Raw genomic sequence first — 19,131 nt, 5'->3', positions numbered from 1 at the left:
TTATTGTTTCTTTGAAAACAAACCGGATGCATTGCAAGGATACTATATTGAGGACTCAAAACAACTGGCCTTATTCTAAACTTATCCCGAACTCAGGTAAACTTGTTAATAACATAGTGAACAAGACCAGTTATCCTATCGGAATTTATCCGATGTCGGAATTTTATAAATAAAAAAGAAAACAAGTCGTAACCGGACTTGCTTGCCTAAAAATCGCTACTGATTACCAGAATAGAACAGAAGTTATCTCTGTTTTCCGACTCAATCAGTGGCGATTTTTTTGCTTTCACCGAATGTTTAGAACCAGTCCTTGAAGGCCGGTACACGGGCTTTGCTGATAATGACCTTTTCTCCGGTAGGAGGGGTAAGTTGCAAAACCATACGTCCGCCAAACCATAAACTTACTCCTGTGACTGCCTTATGGGCAATAATATACTGACGATTGGCCCTAAAAAACAGACGAGGATTAAGCAACTCAGCCAGTTCATCAAGAGTTTGCTGGAAATCGAATATCTCAGCAGACTGTGTTACGGCCTTGACTGCCCCTTCATCAATATAAAAATAGGAAATCTGATCGACACACACAGGGACAAAACGATCGCCTTTCACAGGTATCAGAAAATGTGTCTTGTAGCTTTCTTCCCGTTTTAAAGCGTGCATGACAGCCTGAAAATCAATATTTGGCTGAACAGCACTTCCAAACATTTTTAATTTATCGACAGCTTTTTGTAAATCGGAACTACTGATAGGTTTCAGCAAGTAGGCAATGCTATTTACTCGAAATGCTTGCAAAGCATACTCATCGTAAGCAGTTGTAAAGATGATGGGGCAGGTTATATCGATCTGTTCGAAAATGCCGAAAGCAGAACCATCGGCCAGATGAATATCCATGAAGACCAATTCAGGCATGGAATGAGAAGCGAACCATTCCAATGTTCCGGTTACACTGTCTGTTTCACCGACAATTTCAAATTCAGCCTCTACTTCTTTCATGGCTGCTTTCAGGTTGCGGAGAGCAGCCTTTTCATCTTCTATAATTAAGGTTTTCATATCAGCGGCAAGGTTACTTTAAAGTTTTTATTGTTTTCCTCAATCGTGATATCCCGACCGAGGAGTAGTTGATAACGCTTGGACAGATTTGCCAACCCGATGCAAGTACTGCTGCTGTCCGACAGCTTAGGTTGAATACGATTACTGACACAAAGTGAATTTCCTTCTGTACAGATATATACCGTAAGCGGATTACGGTTGCTGATTTCGTTGTGCTTCACCGCATTCTCCACCAGCATTTGCACTGCCATCGGAGGTACTTGCCGTTGCAATAACTCTTGCGGAATATGAATATCGAACTTCAAATTGTCTTCGTAGCGCATCTGCAACAGATAAATATACGAACGTACAAAACTCATTTCTTCATTCAAGGCTACGGTAGGCGACAGATTGTCGTGCAGCGTATAACGCATCACCCGTGATAATTCCTGAAGATAGTTCTGCGCCTTATCGGGCGACTCCCGTATAAGTGAATATAAGGTATTAAGAGAATTAAAAAGCATGTGCGGATTAAGCTGGCTTTTCAAGGTTTCGTACTGATTGACGAGATTTTCCGTACGTAATTGTTCATTCTCAAGTAACATTCGACGACTACGCTGATTCTGGTAGTCTAAATAACAAGTACCGGTCACGATACAGGCAATCAGAATATCTCTTAAAGGATGAAGATAGTGATGTAACATGGCAGTAATAGCAGGAACATCGAAATGTTGGTGGATATAAACGAATCCTTTTCCCAACAAATTACATACAACCAATGTAATGATAAACGTTACAACAATTCTTTTCCAACTTAACTCGGCAGCCGGATGACTGGGTATCATCAGCTTGATGTTCAGAAAAAAGAGTAACAGAATAGAAATATAAGTAAACAATATTTCGGAACTGACATTAAGCCAATAAATATCAGGAAACAGACGGCCGTCTGCCACAGGATCGGAAAGTGCAATCAGTTCGGGCAGATGCATAAGGAACGCCACCAAAATAGAGATGGCGTTCAGCATCAGAAAAAATCTCTTATGGATGTGAAACAACTTCATGCAACAAAGTTAGTATTTTTTATCCGTAATCTTGGCAGCTACATACATGCCCGGCCGAAAATTCGGATAGGCTTGCAGAATACGTGCATAGACTTTAATGGAACGAGTTGCATTGTCTACCATTTGATCGACAGAAATCAGTTCGGCTGTAAACGTTGTATCAGGCATACCGTTGACTTTAAATGTAAAATGTGTATTAGGCTGTAGCTTATCCAGGTCTTTTTCATAAGCAGTCAACCGCAACATAGGCTTGCTTTTATCAATCACATCACAAACCGGATCGCCTGCTGCAAAATATTTCCCGGCATTAACATCCATATTGGTTACATAACCGTTGCGTGGAGCCCGTATATCCAGATAAGTACGAATACCATTCCGGTTCAAAGCCGTAGTATCAGTTCCAAGCAGAGTAAGTTGTGCCGCAGCAGCCTCCATCCGGCTTTTCATGGAAAGATAGTCGGCTTTACTTTGCTGCATGCGCTTCAGCGAGGCCGATTCCCCGGAAACCAGTTTCCGCTGACGGTCATATTCTTTTTTCAGATATTCAGTCTGGGCAGCAGCATCAAGATAAGACTGCTGAAGTTCGATAAAAGCCGGATTGGCTAACGTAAGAATAATTTCTCCTTTACGAACATATTCACCCGGCAAGACACGTATATCTCGTACAGAGCCTCCCATGCCTAATGTTACTGTAACATGGTTTTGTGGAGGCATCACGATGACGCCGTTGAACGATGGCGGATTGGACACGTTAGTAGCTCCACTCACTCCGTCCACTTCGGGCATTTGTGTACTGTCTTCATTGGCTTGTACTGCCTCCGATGTACCGGCCGACTCAGTCTGCTCGCCCGAGCGGCTTGAACATGATACTGTCAGTAAGACAAACATCAAGTAAATCATTCGTTGTTTCATCAGGTTCATTTTATTCATTTTTCTTTGAGTTTTTGAGATTGTTAGTAAGGGATAGTTCACTCGGTATAGAGTTCCAGTTCGAGTACGGTAATGTTATAAGCATAAACCGTTTCGATATATCCTCGTTTAATTTCACGGACAGCATTCAGGCTCTGGATAAATTCACTGATATCTGTTTCATTTTCCTGGAATTTCTTCAGTGCACTATTCTGCAAAGCTTCTGCTTCCTTGATAGCAGCCTGCTGGTAATAAGTCAGCCGTTCACGCTGGCGGACAAGTTGACTCTGCAACTCACTTACCTTATTGGATAACTGACGGCGGTTATCCTCTGCTTCCCATGTGGCTATCCGCAAGTTGATACGTGCCTGTTTGGCACGGCTTCGCTGGGGAAAGAACAGTACAGGGAAAGAAACTCCCACCATCCATGAGTTCAATCCGGTAAGTGGCGCAATCTTTTGCCGTACATACCCCACAGACAACTCCGGAAAGAAACGGCTACGTTCTATTTTCAACAGATTTTTTTTCTCCTGTACCTGAGCATCAAAATAGTTCAAGTGACGGGAAGACAACGACAAGCCGTCTGTCTGTATCGGCATGACTGCCAGCGACGTATCGGCAGGCAACAGAGGCTGATTGCTGTAGCAAGACCAAGTAAACCGGCGTCCAGCCAGTGTCAGCTCCTCGGAAGACTCCAACCAGCGTGTATATAAATCGGCAGCCAATGCTGTAATCATATTCCGTTCAGCCAGATCAATATCCCCCTGAAAATAACGTTGTTCACCACTTTTCTTCAACTGTTCTGCTAATTCCCTCTGTCCGCGATACATGGCATTGATATGAAAAGCATATTGATAATAAGCCCATGCTCGTTTCACCTCTGCCGTTACTTCTTTCTTCACCATATCACGATAACTTTCTCCTTTACTTATTTGAGTATTAGCCAAGGCATTTTTATAAAAAGGAGTAAGTAAAGACCCAAGTGACTGTTCTACAGACAATTCATTATCATTCCGGTCGGCACCATTCAACTGTCCCCAAGAATAACTGAAAGAAGTATTTCCTCCATCCCACGCTTCTCCTTTCGAAGCTCGTGCCCGCTCAATCTCGGATTCTGCCATTTTCAGACGCGGATGATTGGTCATAGCTGTTTCGACAGCTTGCTTCAGAGTCACACTTTGCTGCGCTTGAATAGCTGCAGGAGTGAAAGCTGCAAGTAAAACAATCAGCAAAGATGCTTTACGGACCGACAAGCGATTTTTTCTTCGCATCTGTCTGACAGCTATACTGTTCACCAGACGATAGAAAACAGGAATGATAATCAATGTCAGTATAGTAGATACAATCAGTCCACCTATCACTACGGTAGCCAGCGGACGTTGTACCTCAGCACCGGCCGAAGTAGCAATAGCCATCGGAACAAAGCCCAGTGAAGCAACCAGTCCGGTCAGGAAAACAGGACGAAGCAAATGCGGACAACCCTCGGAAATAATACGATCGGTACACAAATGATACTGACTTCTTTTGCGTATGTCGTTAAAATGATTGATCATCAAAATACCGTTCAGCACGGCCACACCGAAGAGCGCGATGAAACCCACGCCAGCCGAAATACTAAACGGCAAGCCACGCAGCCACAAAGCGACGATACCGCCGATAAGAGAAAGAGGCACGGTAGAGAATACAACCAGTGAATAAATTACACTCCGGAATGCAAAGAACAGCAACAACAGGATCAGCATCAAAGCGATGGGGATAACTACCGTCAGTGTACTGATAGCATTCTGCAAGTTCTCGAACTGTCCACCGTATTCAAAGTAATACCCCGGCTTAAGTTTTACGTTCTTGTCGAGTGATTCACTGATTTGACTTACTACTTGCTGGATGTCAGCATCGCGTACGTTCACACCAATAACGACACGACGCTTGGTAGCGTCACGGTTAATCTGGAGCGGACCGTTTACCAGTTCGATGCTGGCTACTTCACTCACTGGAAGCTGGATATTGTCTTTTGTACGGACAAACAGCTTGTCAATATTCAAATCACTGACCTTTTCCTTATCCAGACGCACTACAAGATCAAAACGTCGTTCATTCTCGAAGACTACTCCTGCCGTTTCGCCTGCATAGGCAGTACGGATCACAGTATTCAGTTCTTCTATGTCGATGCCGTAACGGGCAATCTTGGCACGGTCGAAGCGAACAAGAAGCTGCGGCAATCCCATAGCCTGTTCCACCAAAACATCGGCTGCTCCCGGCACTTGTTCTACATAACGAGCTGCCTCACGAGCTTTATTATATAATTCAGTCATATCTTCTCCGTAAAGTTTGATTGCAATATCAGCCTTGGCACCAGTCATCAATTCATTGAAACGAAGCTGGATAGGCTGACTAAAATTAAATTCCGCGCCTTTGATGGAATCCAGACATGCTTTCATTTTCTCCACCATCTCTGCACGGCTCGAAGCAGATGTCCATTCATTGAAAGGTTTCATCACAATCATCACATCGGCATCTTCTACTGCCATCGGATCGGTAGGCACTTCTGCGGTACCAATCTTGGCCACTACATGCTTGATTTCCGGAAAACGTTCTTTCAATCTCTTTTCCGCTTCGAGTGAAACCTCGATACTCTTGCTCAGCGAACTGCCTGCCGGAAGAGTCATCTGCATGGCAAAATCACCTTCGTCCAAGGTCGGAATAAACTCGGCTCCCAGCTTCGTAAACAGCAACAGCGAAAGCAACAAGGCTACGAAAGACACAGAAATAGTTCCCCATACATGAGCCAGACTGAAACGAAGCACCCGCTGATAAACTTTATTCAAGGAGTTGAAGAAGCGGTCGGCCAGTGTAGGTTTCACTGTTACGGTACGTTTCAGGAAAAGAGAAGCCATCATTGGCACATAAGTAATAGACAGAAGAAGTGCTCCAATGATACAGAACACCAGTGTCTTGGCCATCGGCGTAAAGTATTTTCCTTCAATGCCGGTCAGCGTCAGGATAGGGAAGAATACAATCAAAATGATAAGTACGGCAAATGTAGCACTTCTCACTACATGTCCGGCACCTTTTTCCACTTCACGATCCATTTCCTCACGACTCAAGGTACGTCCTCTCAATCCCCGTCCGTACAGGTGAGCCAGAATACCTTCCAGAATAACAATGGAGCCATCCACCACAATACCAAAGTCGATGGCACCCAGACTCATCAGATTGGCCGACACATTAAAGATACGCATCAAGATAAAAGCAAAAAGCATAGCCAGCGGAATGACTGAAGCCACAATCAGACCGGCACGTACGTTACCCAGGAAAACAATCAGTACCAGAAATACAATAATAGCTCCTTCCACCAGGTTACGTACAACCGTCGAGATATTTCTATTCACCAGTTCCGAACGATTCAGATAAGGCTCTACTGATATTCCTTCGGGCAACATCTGCTGCACTTTGGCAACCCGCTTTTCCAGCTCTTTAGTCACCACATTGGCATTGGCACCTTTCAACATCATGGCGATACCGCCTACACATTCTCCCTCGCCGTCCTTGGTCATAGCTCCAAAACGCTTGGGAGCACCAAACTGTACACGTCCGATATCTCCAATGTGCACCGGTATACCACCACGGTTAGTTACGACAATCTGTTCCACATCGTGCAGATCGTTAATCATACCTTCCGAACGGATGTAATAGGCACGATTCACCTTTTCTATATAACTGCCGCCTGTATTCTGATTATTACGGCTCAAGGCTTCGAACACTTCACCGATAGTAATATTCAGCGAATACAGTGCATCGGGATCGACAGCCACTTCGTATTGCTTCAGATAACCGCCAAAACTGTTGATTTCGACAATACCGGGAATACCCGAAAGCTGTCTTTTTACAATCCAGTCCTGTATCGTACGCAGTTCCATGGCATCGTAACGATCTTCATATCCCGGAGCTACTTTCAGTACATACTGGTAAATTTCACCCAAACCGGTGGTAATAGGCATCAGTTCAGGAGTACCCAGCTCCGGCGGAATTTCACCTGAAACCATCTGTATCTGTTCGTTCACCAACTGACGGGCATCCAAAGTAGGAACATTCTCTTTAAAAACAACAGTCACAAGCGACAGGCCAAAGCGTGATACTGAGCGTATTTCTTCGACATTCATTACGTTGCTCATGGCTATTTCAATAGGAAAAGTAATAAGCTGTTCCACTTCTTGCGGAGCCAGCGTGGGCGACACGGTAACAATCTGCACCTGGTTGTTGGTAATGTCGGGTACGGCATCAATAGGCAGTGTCAGCATGGAATATATGCCGCCAGCCAGAAGCAACAGGGTGGTCAGGACCACAAATAGCTTCTTTCGGATTGAAAAATGTACGATTTTTGCAAACATAAGTGGTAAATACTAAATTTATAATTATTACAAAGTTAATCTCTATACAGCATTATTACCACCTTTTGCCGATGAAACGCCCAAAATGACAGTTGAAATACACGATAGGCGAGGTGACTTTATTTTAGCAACAATACAGATTTACCGAAAAAGGCAACAACAGCAAGGAAAAATGTTTTTCGAACCTGATTTTCTCAGATAGAAATGCTTATTAACAAAAAACCTTTTATCCTGTTGAAAAAGTTACTTGTTATGTGTAAACAGCCAATCCAACGCTATACTTATTATGCCATGCAGAAGGTATGTGCTATCGGAAGAACAGAAGAATATATAAATAAAAAAGCTCTAATTCATAAAAGAATCAGAGCTTTCTAAATGTCTTTTTCTAAAAGAGCGGTGCGTACGGGACTCGAACCCGTGACCCCATGCGTGACAGGCATGTATTCTAACCAACTGAACTAACGCACCATTAAGTTTTTGTTTTGTTGCTTTCTCTCTCGATTGCGGTTGCAAAGGTACGACTTTTTTTGAAACCTCCAAATATTCTGCCCAACTTTTTCTCTTTTTTCTTCATTTTTCTACAAAAACTCCCTTAAAAAACCTTTTATCCCCCTCTAAAATGTCCCTTTCTTTTCTTTTTCCGCCCTGATATCTCCATTAAAGCCTACTGACGTCTTAAATAAATTTTGTACAAAAACTTTTTGAATTTGTACAAATCTCAAAATAATTTGTACAAAAACACGAGAAAACAACTGCACCTTCTTTAAAAAGACGAAGGCTGCTGCCCGAAGACAACAGCCTCTCTGTTCAGAAATTCAAATACGACTAACTTTTATTTGTTGATACGCTTATATCCATATACAGCCAGATCACCCAACTCTTCCTCTATACGCAACAATTGGTTGTACTTAGCCATACGGTCCGAACGGCTCAAGGAACCGGTCTTGATCTGCCCACTATTTGTAGCAACGGCAATATCGGCAATGGTTGCATCTTCCGTTTCTCCCGAACGGTGAGAGGTTACCGTAGTATATCCGTGTCGGTGAGCCATTTCAATGGCATCGAGTGTTTCGCTCAATGAACCAATCTGATTTACCTTGATAAGGATAGAGTTGGCGCATCCCAGTTCGATACCTTTCGAAAGGAAATCTACGTTTGTAACGAACAGGTCATCACCTACCAGTTGACAGCGTCCTCCGATACGTTCGGTCAGTTTTTTCCAGCCTTCCCAGTCGTTTTCGCTCATACCGTCTTCGATGGAGTCGATAGGGTACTTGCTGATAAGTTCTTCCAGATAAGCTACCTGTTCATCGGATGTACGCTTCTTTCCTTTTTCGCCCTCGAAGATTGTATAGTCGTATACACCATCCTTATAAAATTCGGACGAAGCACAGTCCATACCGATCATCACATCTTTGCCCGGTTCATAGCCAGCCAGCTTGATAGCTGCCAGAATAGCTTCCAGCGCATCCTCAGTTCCATTCAGCGCAGGGGCAAATCCTCCTTCATCCCCCACGGCAGTGCTCAGCCCTCTGTCGTGCAATACTTTCTTCAGGGCATGGAAAACTTCTGCTCCCATACGGAGTCCTTCACGGAAAGAAGGTGCTCCTACCGGACGAATCATAAACTCCTGAAAAGCAATAGGAGCATCGCTGTGCGAACCTCCATTGATGATATTCATCATCGGCACAGGCATTACAAATGTATTTACTCCTCCAATATAACGATACAAGGGCACATTCAGGTAATTGGCAGCAGCTTTTGCTACTGCAAGCGAAACGCCCAGTATGGCATTTGCTCCCAGATTCGATTTTGTTTTTGTTCCGTCCAGCTCAATCATTTTCTTGTCGATGGCACGCTGTTCCAGAACAGACCAGCCTTCCAGCGCCGGAGCAATAATCTTATTCACGTTTTCAACAGCTTTCAACACACCTTTTCCACCGTAACGATGGGGGTCTTTATCGCGAAGTTCCAACGCTTCATGCTCACCAGTAGAAGCTCCCGAAGGTACGGAAGCACGTCCTATTACACCTGATTCCAGCTTTACTTCAACCTCTACGGTAGGATTTCCACGTGAATCGAGTATTTCACGTCCTATGATTGCTTTAATTTTCATATTCTTTTTCCGTTTAAAGATTAATGATTTCTCTGATTACAAAAATCAGTATTTCTGAAGAGCAATACAATACCTTAAAATAGGTATTTCTATATAGATAAAAAAAGCGCAGAACTTACAACGAAGAAGTCCTGCGCCACATATAATATACCTAAATATTAATAATTGTTCTTCTTTACTTCAAAATAGGCTTGCGGATGCAAACATGCAGGACAAATTTCAGGAGCTTCAGTACCTACATATAAGTAGCCACAGTTACGGCACTGCCATACTACTTCTGTATCTTTCTTAAATACCTTACCTTCTTCTACATTCTTTGCAAGAGCAAGATATCTTTCTTCGTGTCCTTTTTCGGCAACAGCAATCTCACGATACATTTTGGCAATAGCAGGGAAACCTTCCTCGTCGGCGATGTCTGCAAACTTCGGATAATCCAGCGACCATTCTTCGTTTTCGCCTGCTGCCGCAGCTTTCAGATTTTCCAATGTTGTGCCGATAACTCCAGAAGGATAGCTTGCTGTAATTTCTACCATGCCGCCTTCCAGCCACTTGAACATACGCTTAGCGTGCTCTTTTTCCTGATCGGCTGTTTCTGCAAAAATAGCAGCAATCTGTTCATAGCCCTCTTTCTTGGCTGTACTTGCAAAATATGTATAGCGCATTCTTGCCTGTGATTCACCAGCAAATGAAATGCCTAAATTCTTCTCAGTTCTTGTTCCTTTGATACTTTTTCCCATAATCGTTAGTTATTTAATTGGTTAAACATGTATATTCCTGATTTGATATTGCAAAGATAACACTTTTATTCAAATTTGTAATCATTACAATTTTTAAATTAAGCATTATTAATAAAAATCATCTGCTAATATAAATAATAACCTTATTATCAGGGAAAATGTTCAAATAAATATATACTTTTGCACTTCTTTTTATAATTTATAACAAAACGAATATATGGTAAAATTAGATTTTCAACCAAAGTTGTTTTCTACGTTGAAAAACTATACGAAAACAGACTTTACTACCGACCTGATGGCAGGTATTATCGTAGGTATAGTAGCATTGCCTCTTGCCATTGCGTTCGGTATTGCTTCAGGAGTAAGTCCTGAGAAGGGTATCATTACAGCGATTGTAGCAGGATTCATTATTTCTCTTCTTGGGGGAAGCAAGGTACAGATAGGGGGACCGACCGGAGCTTTCATCGTAATCATTTACGGCATCATCCAGCAATACGGTATCGAAGGACTGATGGTTGCCACCATGATGGCTGGCGTACTCCTTATATTATTAGGTATATTCAAGTTAGGTACAATCATCAAGTTTATACCTTATCCTATCATTGTCGGATTCACCAGTGGTATCGCTGTTACCATCTTCACAACTCAGATAGCAGATATCTTCGGACTTCAGTTTGGAGGTGAAAAGGTTCCGGGTGATTTTATCGGAAAATGGATATTATATTTTCATCATTTCGATACCGTAAACTGGTGGAATGTGGTAGTAAGTGTGATAAGTATTTTCATTATTGCCATCACTCCCAAGTTTTCGAAAAAAATTCCCGGCTCACTCATTGCCATCATATTGGTCACTGTAGGAGTATATCTGCTGAAAATGTATGGAGGAATCACCTGTATCGATACAATCGGCGACCGCTTCAGTATCAAGGCACAACTTCCTGAAGCAACTGTACCGGCATTGGACTGGGAAGCTATCAAGAACCTCTTCCCTGTAGCTATTACTATTGCCGTACTGGGAGCGATAGAATCTTTGCTTTCGGCTACGGTGGCCGATGGTGTAATAGGCGACCGTCATGACTCGAATACTGAACTTATCGCACAAGGTATAGCCAATTTCGTTTCGCCTATCTTCGGAGGAATCCCGGCTACAGGAGCTATTGCCCGAACCATGACCAACATCAACAACGGAGGTAAATCGCCGGTTGCAGGTATCGTTCATGCGGTGGTATTGTTACTGATTCTACTATTCCTGATGCCACTTGCCCAATATATTCCGATGGCCTGTCTGGCTGGTGTTCTCGTTATCGTATCGTATAATATGAGCGGCTGGCGTGTTTTCAAGGGATTGTTGAAAAACCCAAAATCGGATGTTACGGTCTTGTTGATAACCTTCTTCCTTACCGTTATCTTCGACCTGACGGTAGCTATCGAAGTCGGCTTGGTTATTGCCTGCGTACTGTTTATGAAACGTGTAATGGAAACCACACAGATTTCTGTTATCACCGATGAAATAGACCCGAACAAAGAATCAGATCTGGAGGTACACGAAGAACATCTTATCATCCCCAGCGGCGTAGAAGTATACGAAATAAACGGTCCGTATTTCTTTGGTATCGCTACCAAGTTTGAAGAAATCATGGCACGCCTGGGCGATCGTCCGAAAATCCGTATCATCCGTATGCGTAAAGTTCCGTTCATCGACTCTACAGGTATCCATAACCTGACAACACTGTGTGAAATGTCGCAAAAGGAAAATATACACATTATTCTTTCGGGAGTAAATGAACACGTACACGCCGTACTTGAAAAATCCGGATTCTATGAATTATTGGGTAAAGAAAATATCTGTAGCAACATTAACGAAGCACTGGAAGTCGCTACAAGAGAAATAACAGAACTCACTAAGGCTAAAAAGTAAAGCGTATAATGTTAAAACCTTTTAGCAGACAAGCGGAACTTATTAAAACATGTTATAAAGCATAGATTTTTATAAGTTTCGCTTGTTTGTTTGCAGGAAGTCCGTATCTTTGCACTGTGTTTTTCATAGTATTAGATTTAAGGTTAACAAAGGTTGGAGTACAGCGGTACTCCTTTTTTTATGTCCATACGTGAAGGAACCGTTCATTATACCAAAAAAGCTACCCCAAATATTTCTTGAGATAGCTTTCTTCGAATACAATCATATTTTCTTTTCAATAAGATGCCGTAGCATTCAATCCTGCTTTTTTCAGTAATGCTACAATACGGTCCAGCTCTTCGTGTGTAGCTTTTTGCAGGAAATGGTCGGGAGTTTCACGATCTATTGTATAAATCATGACTTGACGGGGAGCAATCTGCTTTACAGTTTCGAGCCATGGCAGTACAAAACGGTCGGAAGTATTGTCTATATCCAAACCTTCGTCGGTCCTACCTTTCATAAACATGGTCTGAATAATCAAATTACCCTTAAAGGCTTTCATTCCTTCGATTATCTTGTTTACATCGTAAGTTCCCGTAGGACGATCTACCCGTTGAATATACTCCGCATCCACCGTATCGAGCTTTAATATGTTATTATCGATCTTATTCAATGCTTCGAAAACCTTTTCCTTGTGAATAAACGTAGAATTACTCAACACACTGACTTTTGCATTCGGGAAATACTTATCACGCAATGCCAAAGTATCTTCTATAATTTCCGGGAAATGAGGGTGAGCAGTAGGTTCTCCATTACCTGCGAACGTCAGAACATCAGGAACAGGACCATTGGCTTGCATATCAATCAAACGCTTTTCCAAGGCTTCACGTACTTCTTCACGAGTCGGAAGTTTCTGTTTCGGCCGATGATCTTTATTATATCCGCATTCACAATAAATACAATCGAATGTGCAAAACTTACCATCGGCAGGAAGTAAGTTTATTCCCAGCGAAACGCCTAAACGCCGGCTATGCACGGGACCAAATATAGGAGAAGGATAAATAACTGTTGACATAAGTCGTATTAGTTTTAGTTTACGGACAAAAGTACACATTATATTCTTATTACCACTTTACTTTCAGTTGTAATTGTATATCCGACTTACGGTTTCCTTGTATTTCCTCTGTTCCCGAACTGATCCGGTCACGGTCTTTATAGTAAGTCAATCCCCATTTTCCCTGAATTATTAACCGGTTCTTATAATTATACTTTAAATTGACTGCCCAACGGCTGCCTCTTCCATAAAAAGAAAACATAGAAAAGGCATACAGCAAGCCCGGTTCATACATATAAATGCGTGAGTCATAATTCTGTGTATGAAACCAAGCTCCACTACATAAAATCTGTACCGGTACAAAAGATAAACTGGTACCCAGTGTTCCGTTAATAAAACCTCCGCTCGAAGATGATCCGGATTTATAAGCAGTATGCACATATTCGGTTGCAGTTTTCAACCAGAATTTATCACAGGGTTTATACGATAGTTGATAATGCAGACGCTGACGGATATAAGGCAATATATATTTTTTCTCATCGGCTGAAGTGTAGTTTTTCGTTTTATTCTTATAGCTATACTTTATCAACATAGTCAGTGAATTAATAGGTGAATAACTCAACTGACACAAACCATCAAAACCGGATGTATGATCTTTATCAACCTGATATCTTCGATAAAAGAAATGGAAGAAGTCACCATAACATGCAATCTTCAATTTACTGAAAAAGCTGGATTCCAGTCCTATATAAATACCCGTTTCATTCTGTAGTTTAGAATTTTCTCCAAAAGCATCTGCATAAATAGCCTGATAACGTTTATCATAGTATCGGTTAATAAGTAAGAAACTTGTATGAACAGCCGGTGAATAACTTAGCATATTCAGTGTAGCAACTCTACCAGATTTATCGAAGGCCGTTTCCCCTGATAAAATAAACTTATGGAAAAAGAACTTATAACTTCCTCCTACATTGAAAAAATATTTTCCACGAGGATAATACAAATTGTAGGGACGAAAATCAGGATTCAACACTTTGTTGAAAACAGTATAAACACCTATTAAACCAAATTCAAATTGTTTTCCATTATATATTAAATTACTACCAACCAAATGATTATTTATAGTATTCTTCTTTTCAATATCTTTTTTCAACCGATGATATCCATCCGTTTTCAACGACTTTATAAACATATCTTCTATACGTGCATCCCGCTTACGAAATGAATAAAAAGCAGACAATGTCCAACGTTTCTTTAGATTATATGTAGCAGCTATCCCCTGTAAATAATTGCTTTCATCTGTCGAAGTATATTTGGTTATTCCTCTTCCCATACGGTTCATACTTCCTAATGAGCCCGACTTTCCCAAATTAAATCCTCCCGTATTGATAACCAGTCCATATCCGAAACTTACCCGATAATTACCTATTGCAAATGCTTTCAACTTCTTTATATTTTGTAGAAAGAAATAAGCAGAATAAAAATCGTACCCTTTTTTATTGTATCTGCAGAAAAAGGGCTCTCCGGCATCTTTCTCGGCTGTAAATCCCATATACAACTGATTTCGAAACTGAAACCGATAACGCAGATTATGGTAGAGCGGATCTCCATAATACTTGCGGTTGGGATATTTTTCCAAAAGCTTTTCATTATAATCTGCATACCCCGATTTCATATACAAAGGAATATCCACACGTGTTAACAACTCCTGTTTATTATATTTCAAGACATCTTTCCACCAGAACTTATCTTTCTCTTTTTCAGCTTCTCCAATATAAATAAAATCTTCCAGAAATTTCCTGGTCTGCCAGTCCATACCTTCTATTCCCAACAACTCCTTCTTACTTACCATCGGACCATATTTATATATATAATACAAGATATTTTCTATCATCTGATCCGACAGAAAGGGCAACTGCTCCAGTTGTTCTTTGGTAACCGTATTGATATTAAAAGGATGCTCTGCCAGTTCACTGAGAAACTCATATTGCTCTTGCCAGTTGCTTATATCCTCAGTTTCGGAAATATCCTCCTTCCACTCAACCCAATTCGATTGAGCTTGTAAGTCAGTAACTATATAACTAACTAATACACAAACAATAAACGTTCTTATTAACATTCTATTCACAGCTTTTCAACGCCTTGTATAAGTTAAAAATTCGTATTATCAGACACAGCTTCATTATTATGCGTATTTTTGCGAGCATGAAAAATAGTGTATACATATTACTATTTCTGCTGATAGCTTTTGCACTGAAAGCCAACGCACAAAAGCATTCTCCATCGGACACTAAGGGATATATGGTTCCTGTTTGTGTATATGAAGGAGATACTATACCTTGTATAACGCTAAAAAATATATATGTATACCCTCGATTGAGGTTTAAAAACAAAAAACAAGAAAGATATTACTATAAACTGGTAAGAGATGTAAAAAAGACACTTCCACTGGCGAAGGAAATAAACAGGGCAGTTATCGAAACATATGAATATCTACAGACTCTTCCTAATGAGAAAGCACGCACACGCCATATAAAGATGGTAGAAAAAGGTCTGAAGGAACAATATACGCCTCGAATGAAAAAACTTACTTTCTCACAAGGGAAATTACTGATTAAGCTAGTAAACAGGGAATGTAACCAGTCGTCTTACCAACTGGTAAAAGCATTCATGGGTCCGTTTAAGGCAGGATTTTATCAGACATTCGCAGCTCTGTTTGGAGCAAGCTTGAAAAAAGAATATCATCCTGATGATGAAGATAAGATGATAGAAAGAGTTGTTACCCTTGTAGAAAACGGACAGTTATAACAATAGTGATAATCAATAAATTAACAAGTTATCAATAAGGTTATCAACAAAGAATAATACCTTATTCCTTCAATGACAGGAACAAGGTATTACTTATACTTATTTCATCATTTTATTGGCAAATTCCCACAGAACAATACCTGCAGTTACCGAAACATTCAACGAATGTTTGGTACCATATTGAGGGATTTCAATGCAACCGTCACACATATTCACAACTTCCTGCTGTACTCCTTTTACTTCGTTTCCCATCACAATAGCATATTTTTTATCTGCTTCCAAAACTAATTTATCAAGCATTGTACTGCCTTCGCACTGTTCAATAGCCAGTACAGTATATCCATTTGCATGAAGTTCATCTACAGCATCTTGTGTACGCTTGCAATATTTCCAGTCGACAGTATACTCAGCTCCCAGAGCAGTCTTATGCATTTCTGGATGAGGAGGTGTAGCTGTAATGCCACATAAATAAATACAATTAACCAGAAAAGCATCCGAAGTACGAAAAACCGCCCCTATATTATGCAGACTACGTACTTCATCCAACACTACAACCAGTGGAAGTTTTCTTGCTTCCTTAAATTCTTCCACCGACAGACGGTGCATTTCGGTTATTTTCAGTTTTCTTAATTCAGACATAATTCAATCTTTATTCCGTTCACAAAGATAGGAAACTATATTTATAACCTTGTTGAAAACGGTGGAAAAGGTGTAAAAAACCAAATCAAAGAAAATGAAAAATAAATCTTGCATTATCCGATAAAAACGTTATGGCTTCCAGAAAACCAACAATCCAAGAAACTTAACAGAAAGTTTCATCAGTAGTTTAAACATATTTTTTAGCTAAAAATCGGAAGTGAATAAAGGGAAAGTTTTTAACTTTGCGACATATCAACAATTAGTTAATAGAAGCAGTAAAACATATAATATCAATACATAAGCTTGTTAATGGCTAACTAATATCTCCACTTCGGATATTTATAACCTAAAAAACAAGAAATCCGGTATTCTTTTTACCAACACTATTAACGGCCTATTATAACTATCATATATTCTTTCAAAAAAGAAGAAAAAATATAATCTAATAATGAATAAAGAAGAATGGTTGAAAAGGGGTTATGTAACTGAACCCGTAGATAAGGCTCTCGATTTGAAAGCTGAAATAGACAAGTTGCGCAAGGAAAAAAACGCAGTTATCCTCGGGCATTACTACCAGGCTGACGAAATACAGGAAATTGCAGATTTTATCGGTGACAGTCTTGCACTGGCACAATGGGCAGCAAAGACCGATGCTGATATCATTGTAATGTGTGGAGTACACTTCATGGGAGAAACGGCAAAAATATTGTGTCCTGACAAAAAGGTACTGATTCCTGACTTGAATGCCGGGTGCTCACTTGCCGATAGTTGCCCTGCTGATAAATTTTCTCAGTTTGTCAAAGAGCATCCAGACCATACGGTCATTTCGTATGTCAACACCAGTGCGGCAGTAAAAGCGGTAACTGATGTCGTAGTGACTTCTACAAATGCCAAGCAGATAGTAGAAAGTTTCCCAAAGGAACAAAAAATTATTTTTGGTCCTGATAAAAATTTGGGTAATTATATTAACTCTATTACTAACCGGAGTATGTTACTTTGGGATGGAGTTTGTCATGTACACGAAAAATTTTCCGTCGAAAAGATTATAGAGTTAAAGAAACAATATCCGGATGCGGATGTATTGGTACATCCAGAATGTAAAGGTGCAGTTGCAAAGCTGGCTGATAAAGTAGGATCGACGGCTGGATTGTTAAAATATGCCATGGCAAGCGACAAGAAAAACTTTATCGTGGCTACAGAGAGTGGTATCCTTTATGAAATGAGAAAGAAATGTCCGGATAAGAATTTTATTCCGGCTCCTCCGGAAGATAGCACATGTGCTTGCAATGAATGTAACTTCATGCGCTTGAATACTCTCGAGAAATTGTATAATACCTTGAAGTACGAGTGGCCTGAAGTAAAAGTTGATAATGAAATCGCTGAAAAAGCAGTTCGACCTATCAAGAAAATGCTGGAAATTTCAGCAAAGCTCGGATTATAGGCTAAAGTGTTAAAAAAGGAGTGATATAAATATGCTTTTTCTTAAAACGTGTTATAAAGCATATTTTTATCACTCTTTTTTTTGCTTGTTTGCAGGAAGTCCGTATCTTTGCACTGTGTTTTTCATAGTATTAGATTTAAGGTTAACAAAGGTTGGAGTACAGCGGTACTCCTTTTTTTATGTCTGTACGTTTCAAAAATATTTTTGAATACCAGTTATTCCACTTCTTTGGTCGTTTTTTACCTTTCCTTATTCAGTTCATCGCATAATTTTGCATATAGAATTTTAAATCTTAAGTCGATGAAAAACAAATTAATCAAACATTTCAGTATTGTTAGTTTTATGCTGATGATACTCTGTGTGCAAAGTATTTTCGCACAGAAAAGAACCGTTTCTGGTATTGTCACTGATTCAAAAAATGAGCCTCTTATCGGAGTTAATGTTACCATTAAAAATGCTTCTACTACAGGAACTATTACAGATATGGATGGTAAGTATATATTAGATGTACCATCGAATAGTTCTGTATTGGTATTTTCGTATATAGGATACTCTTCACAAGAAGTGAAGGTAAATAATCGATCGGTTATAGATATTGTTTTAAAGGATGATATGCAGGCTTTGGAAGAGGTTGTGGTAGTAGGGTATGGTACAATGAAAAAATCTGATTTAACAGGTTCTGTTTCTTCTATAACAAGTGATAATTTCAAATTGGGTACTGACCTTACTCCACAACAATTGATGCAGGGAGCATTCTCAGGTGTCAATATAAGTCAAAATAGTGGTAAGCCTGGAGGTTCTAACACAATTCGTGTACGTGGAGGTACATCTATTACAGCTTCAAATGATCCTTTGTATGTAATTGATGGAGTACCTATTTCAACCTCAGCTGGAGTAAATCAAAGTAATATAGGTTCTTCTACTACCGATTTTTTTGACCAAGAACCTATTAATCCGCTTTCTAATATTAATCCAAATGATATTGAATCAATTAATATCTTAAAAGATGCTTCTGCTACAGCTATTTATGGTTCCAGAGGTGCTAATGGAGT

Annotated in this window: 13 protein-coding genes and 1 tRNA gene; 4 read left to right on the top strand and 10 right to left on the bottom strand. The window is 40.3% G+C overall.

The window, feature by feature from the left end; translation table 11 throughout:
- Nucleotides 1-297: 297 nt before the first annotated feature.
- From ACZM60_RS11840 to rbr, 7 genes are all read right to left on the bottom strand, one after another.
- Nucleotides 298-1,050 carry a LytR/AlgR family response regulator transcription factor gene (locus tag ACZM60_RS11840; RefSeq protein ID WP_021970162.1) on the bottom strand — a complete coding sequence of 251 codons (753 nt, stop codon included), beginning with the start codon at nt 1,048-1,050 and terminating at the stop codon, nt 298-300.
- Nucleotides 1,047-2,090, bottom strand: a complete 1,044-nt coding sequence (locus ACZM60_RS11835) for a sensor histidine kinase (RefSeq protein WP_489521604.1) — start codon at nt 2,088-2,090, stop codon at nt 1,047-1,049. The genes ACZM60_RS11840 and ACZM60_RS11835 overlap by 4 nt, the downstream gene beginning before the upstream one ends.
- Nucleotides 2,091-2,099: 9 nt before the next feature.
- Nucleotides 2,100-3,020 (bottom strand): efflux RND transporter periplasmic adaptor subunit, encoded by a 921-nt coding sequence (locus ACZM60_RS11830; RefSeq protein ID WP_489521603.1) that lies wholly within the window; start codon nt 3,018-3,020, stop codon nt 2,100-2,102.
- A gap of 38 nt (nt 3,021-3,058) precedes the next feature.
- Nucleotides 3,059-7,387 (bottom strand): CusA/CzcA family heavy metal efflux RND transporter, encoded by a 4,329-nt coding sequence (locus ACZM60_RS11825; RefSeq protein WP_489521602.1) that lies wholly within the window; start codon nt 7,385-7,387, stop codon nt 3,059-3,061.
- A 394-nt stretch (nt 7,388-7,781) separates the two neighbouring features.
- Nucleotides 7,782-7,855, bottom strand: a tRNA-Asp gene (locus tag ACZM60_RS11820).
- 364 nt (nt 7,856-8,219) lie between these two features.
- Nucleotides 8,220-9,503 carry a phosphopyruvate hydratase gene (gene eno / locus ACZM60_RS11815; RefSeq protein ID WP_340319804.1) on the bottom strand — a complete coding sequence of 428 codons (1,284 nt, stop codon included), beginning with the start codon at nt 9,501-9,503 and terminating at the stop codon, nt 8,220-8,222.
- 158 nt (nt 9,504-9,661) lie between these two features.
- Nucleotides 9,662-10,240 carry a rubrerythrin gene (gene rbr, locus ACZM60_RS11810; protein WP_021970155.1) on the bottom strand — a complete coding sequence of 193 codons (579 nt, stop codon included), beginning with the start codon at nt 10,238-10,240 and terminating at the stop codon, nt 9,662-9,664.
- Between the two features lie 217 nt (nt 10,241-10,457).
- Here rbr and ACZM60_RS11805 point away from each other — a divergent pair, with 217 nt between their 5' ends.
- A complete protein-coding gene (locus ACZM60_RS11805; RefSeq protein WP_489521601.1) occupies nt 10,458-12,158 on the top strand; it encodes a SulP family inorganic anion transporter in 1,701 nt (566 codons plus the stop codon).
- 274 nt (nt 12,159-12,432) lie between these two features.
- Here the strand turns inward: ACZM60_RS11805 and ACZM60_RS11800 are convergent, their stop codons facing one another.
- Nucleotides 12,433-13,212 (bottom strand): radical SAM protein, encoded by a 780-nt coding sequence (locus ACZM60_RS11800; protein ID WP_021970354.1) that lies wholly within the window; start codon nt 13,210-13,212, stop codon nt 12,433-12,435.
- 49 nt (nt 13,213-13,261) lie between these two features.
- Complete coding sequence (locus ACZM60_RS11795) at nt 13,262-15,310, bottom strand: helix-hairpin-helix domain-containing protein (RefSeq protein WP_489521600.1); 2,049 nt, start codon at nt 15,308-15,310, stop codon at nt 13,262-13,264.
- Nucleotides 15,311-15,396: 86 nt separating this feature from the next.
- Between ACZM60_RS11795 and ACZM60_RS11790 the strand changes: the two genes are divergently transcribed.
- Entirely contained in the window at nt 15,397-15,999 is a 603-nt protein-coding gene (locus tag ACZM60_RS11790; RefSeq protein ID WP_340319801.1) for a DUF4294 domain-containing protein, read from the top strand.
- Nucleotides 16,000-16,098: 99 nt separating this feature from the next.
- On the opposite strand, the gene ACZM60_RS11785 is transcribed toward ACZM60_RS11790, so the two are convergent.
- Nucleotides 16,099-16,638, bottom strand: coding sequence for an RNA methyltransferase (locus tag ACZM60_RS11785; RefSeq protein WP_021970357.1), 540 nt, complete (start codon nt 16,636-16,638; stop codon nt 16,099-16,101).
- Nucleotides 16,639-17,086: 448 nt separating this feature from the next.
- On the opposite strand from ACZM60_RS11785, the gene nadA reads away from it, so the two are divergent.
- Nucleotides 17,087-18,079, top strand: coding sequence for a quinolinate synthase NadA (gene nadA / locus ACZM60_RS11780; RefSeq protein WP_489521599.1), 993 nt, complete (start codon nt 17,087-17,089; stop codon nt 18,077-18,079).
- 300 nt (nt 18,080-18,379) lie between these two features.
- On the top strand, nt 18,380-19,131 hold a 752-nt coding region (locus ACZM60_RS11775; protein WP_489521598.1), incomplete at its 3' end, for a carboxypeptidase-like regulatory domain-containing protein.

This window comes from Phocaeicola sp. (assembly GCF_057861905.1).
The sequence above is the reverse complement of the archived record's forward strand: the minus strand, read 5'-3'. Positions and strand labels throughout refer to the sequence as shown.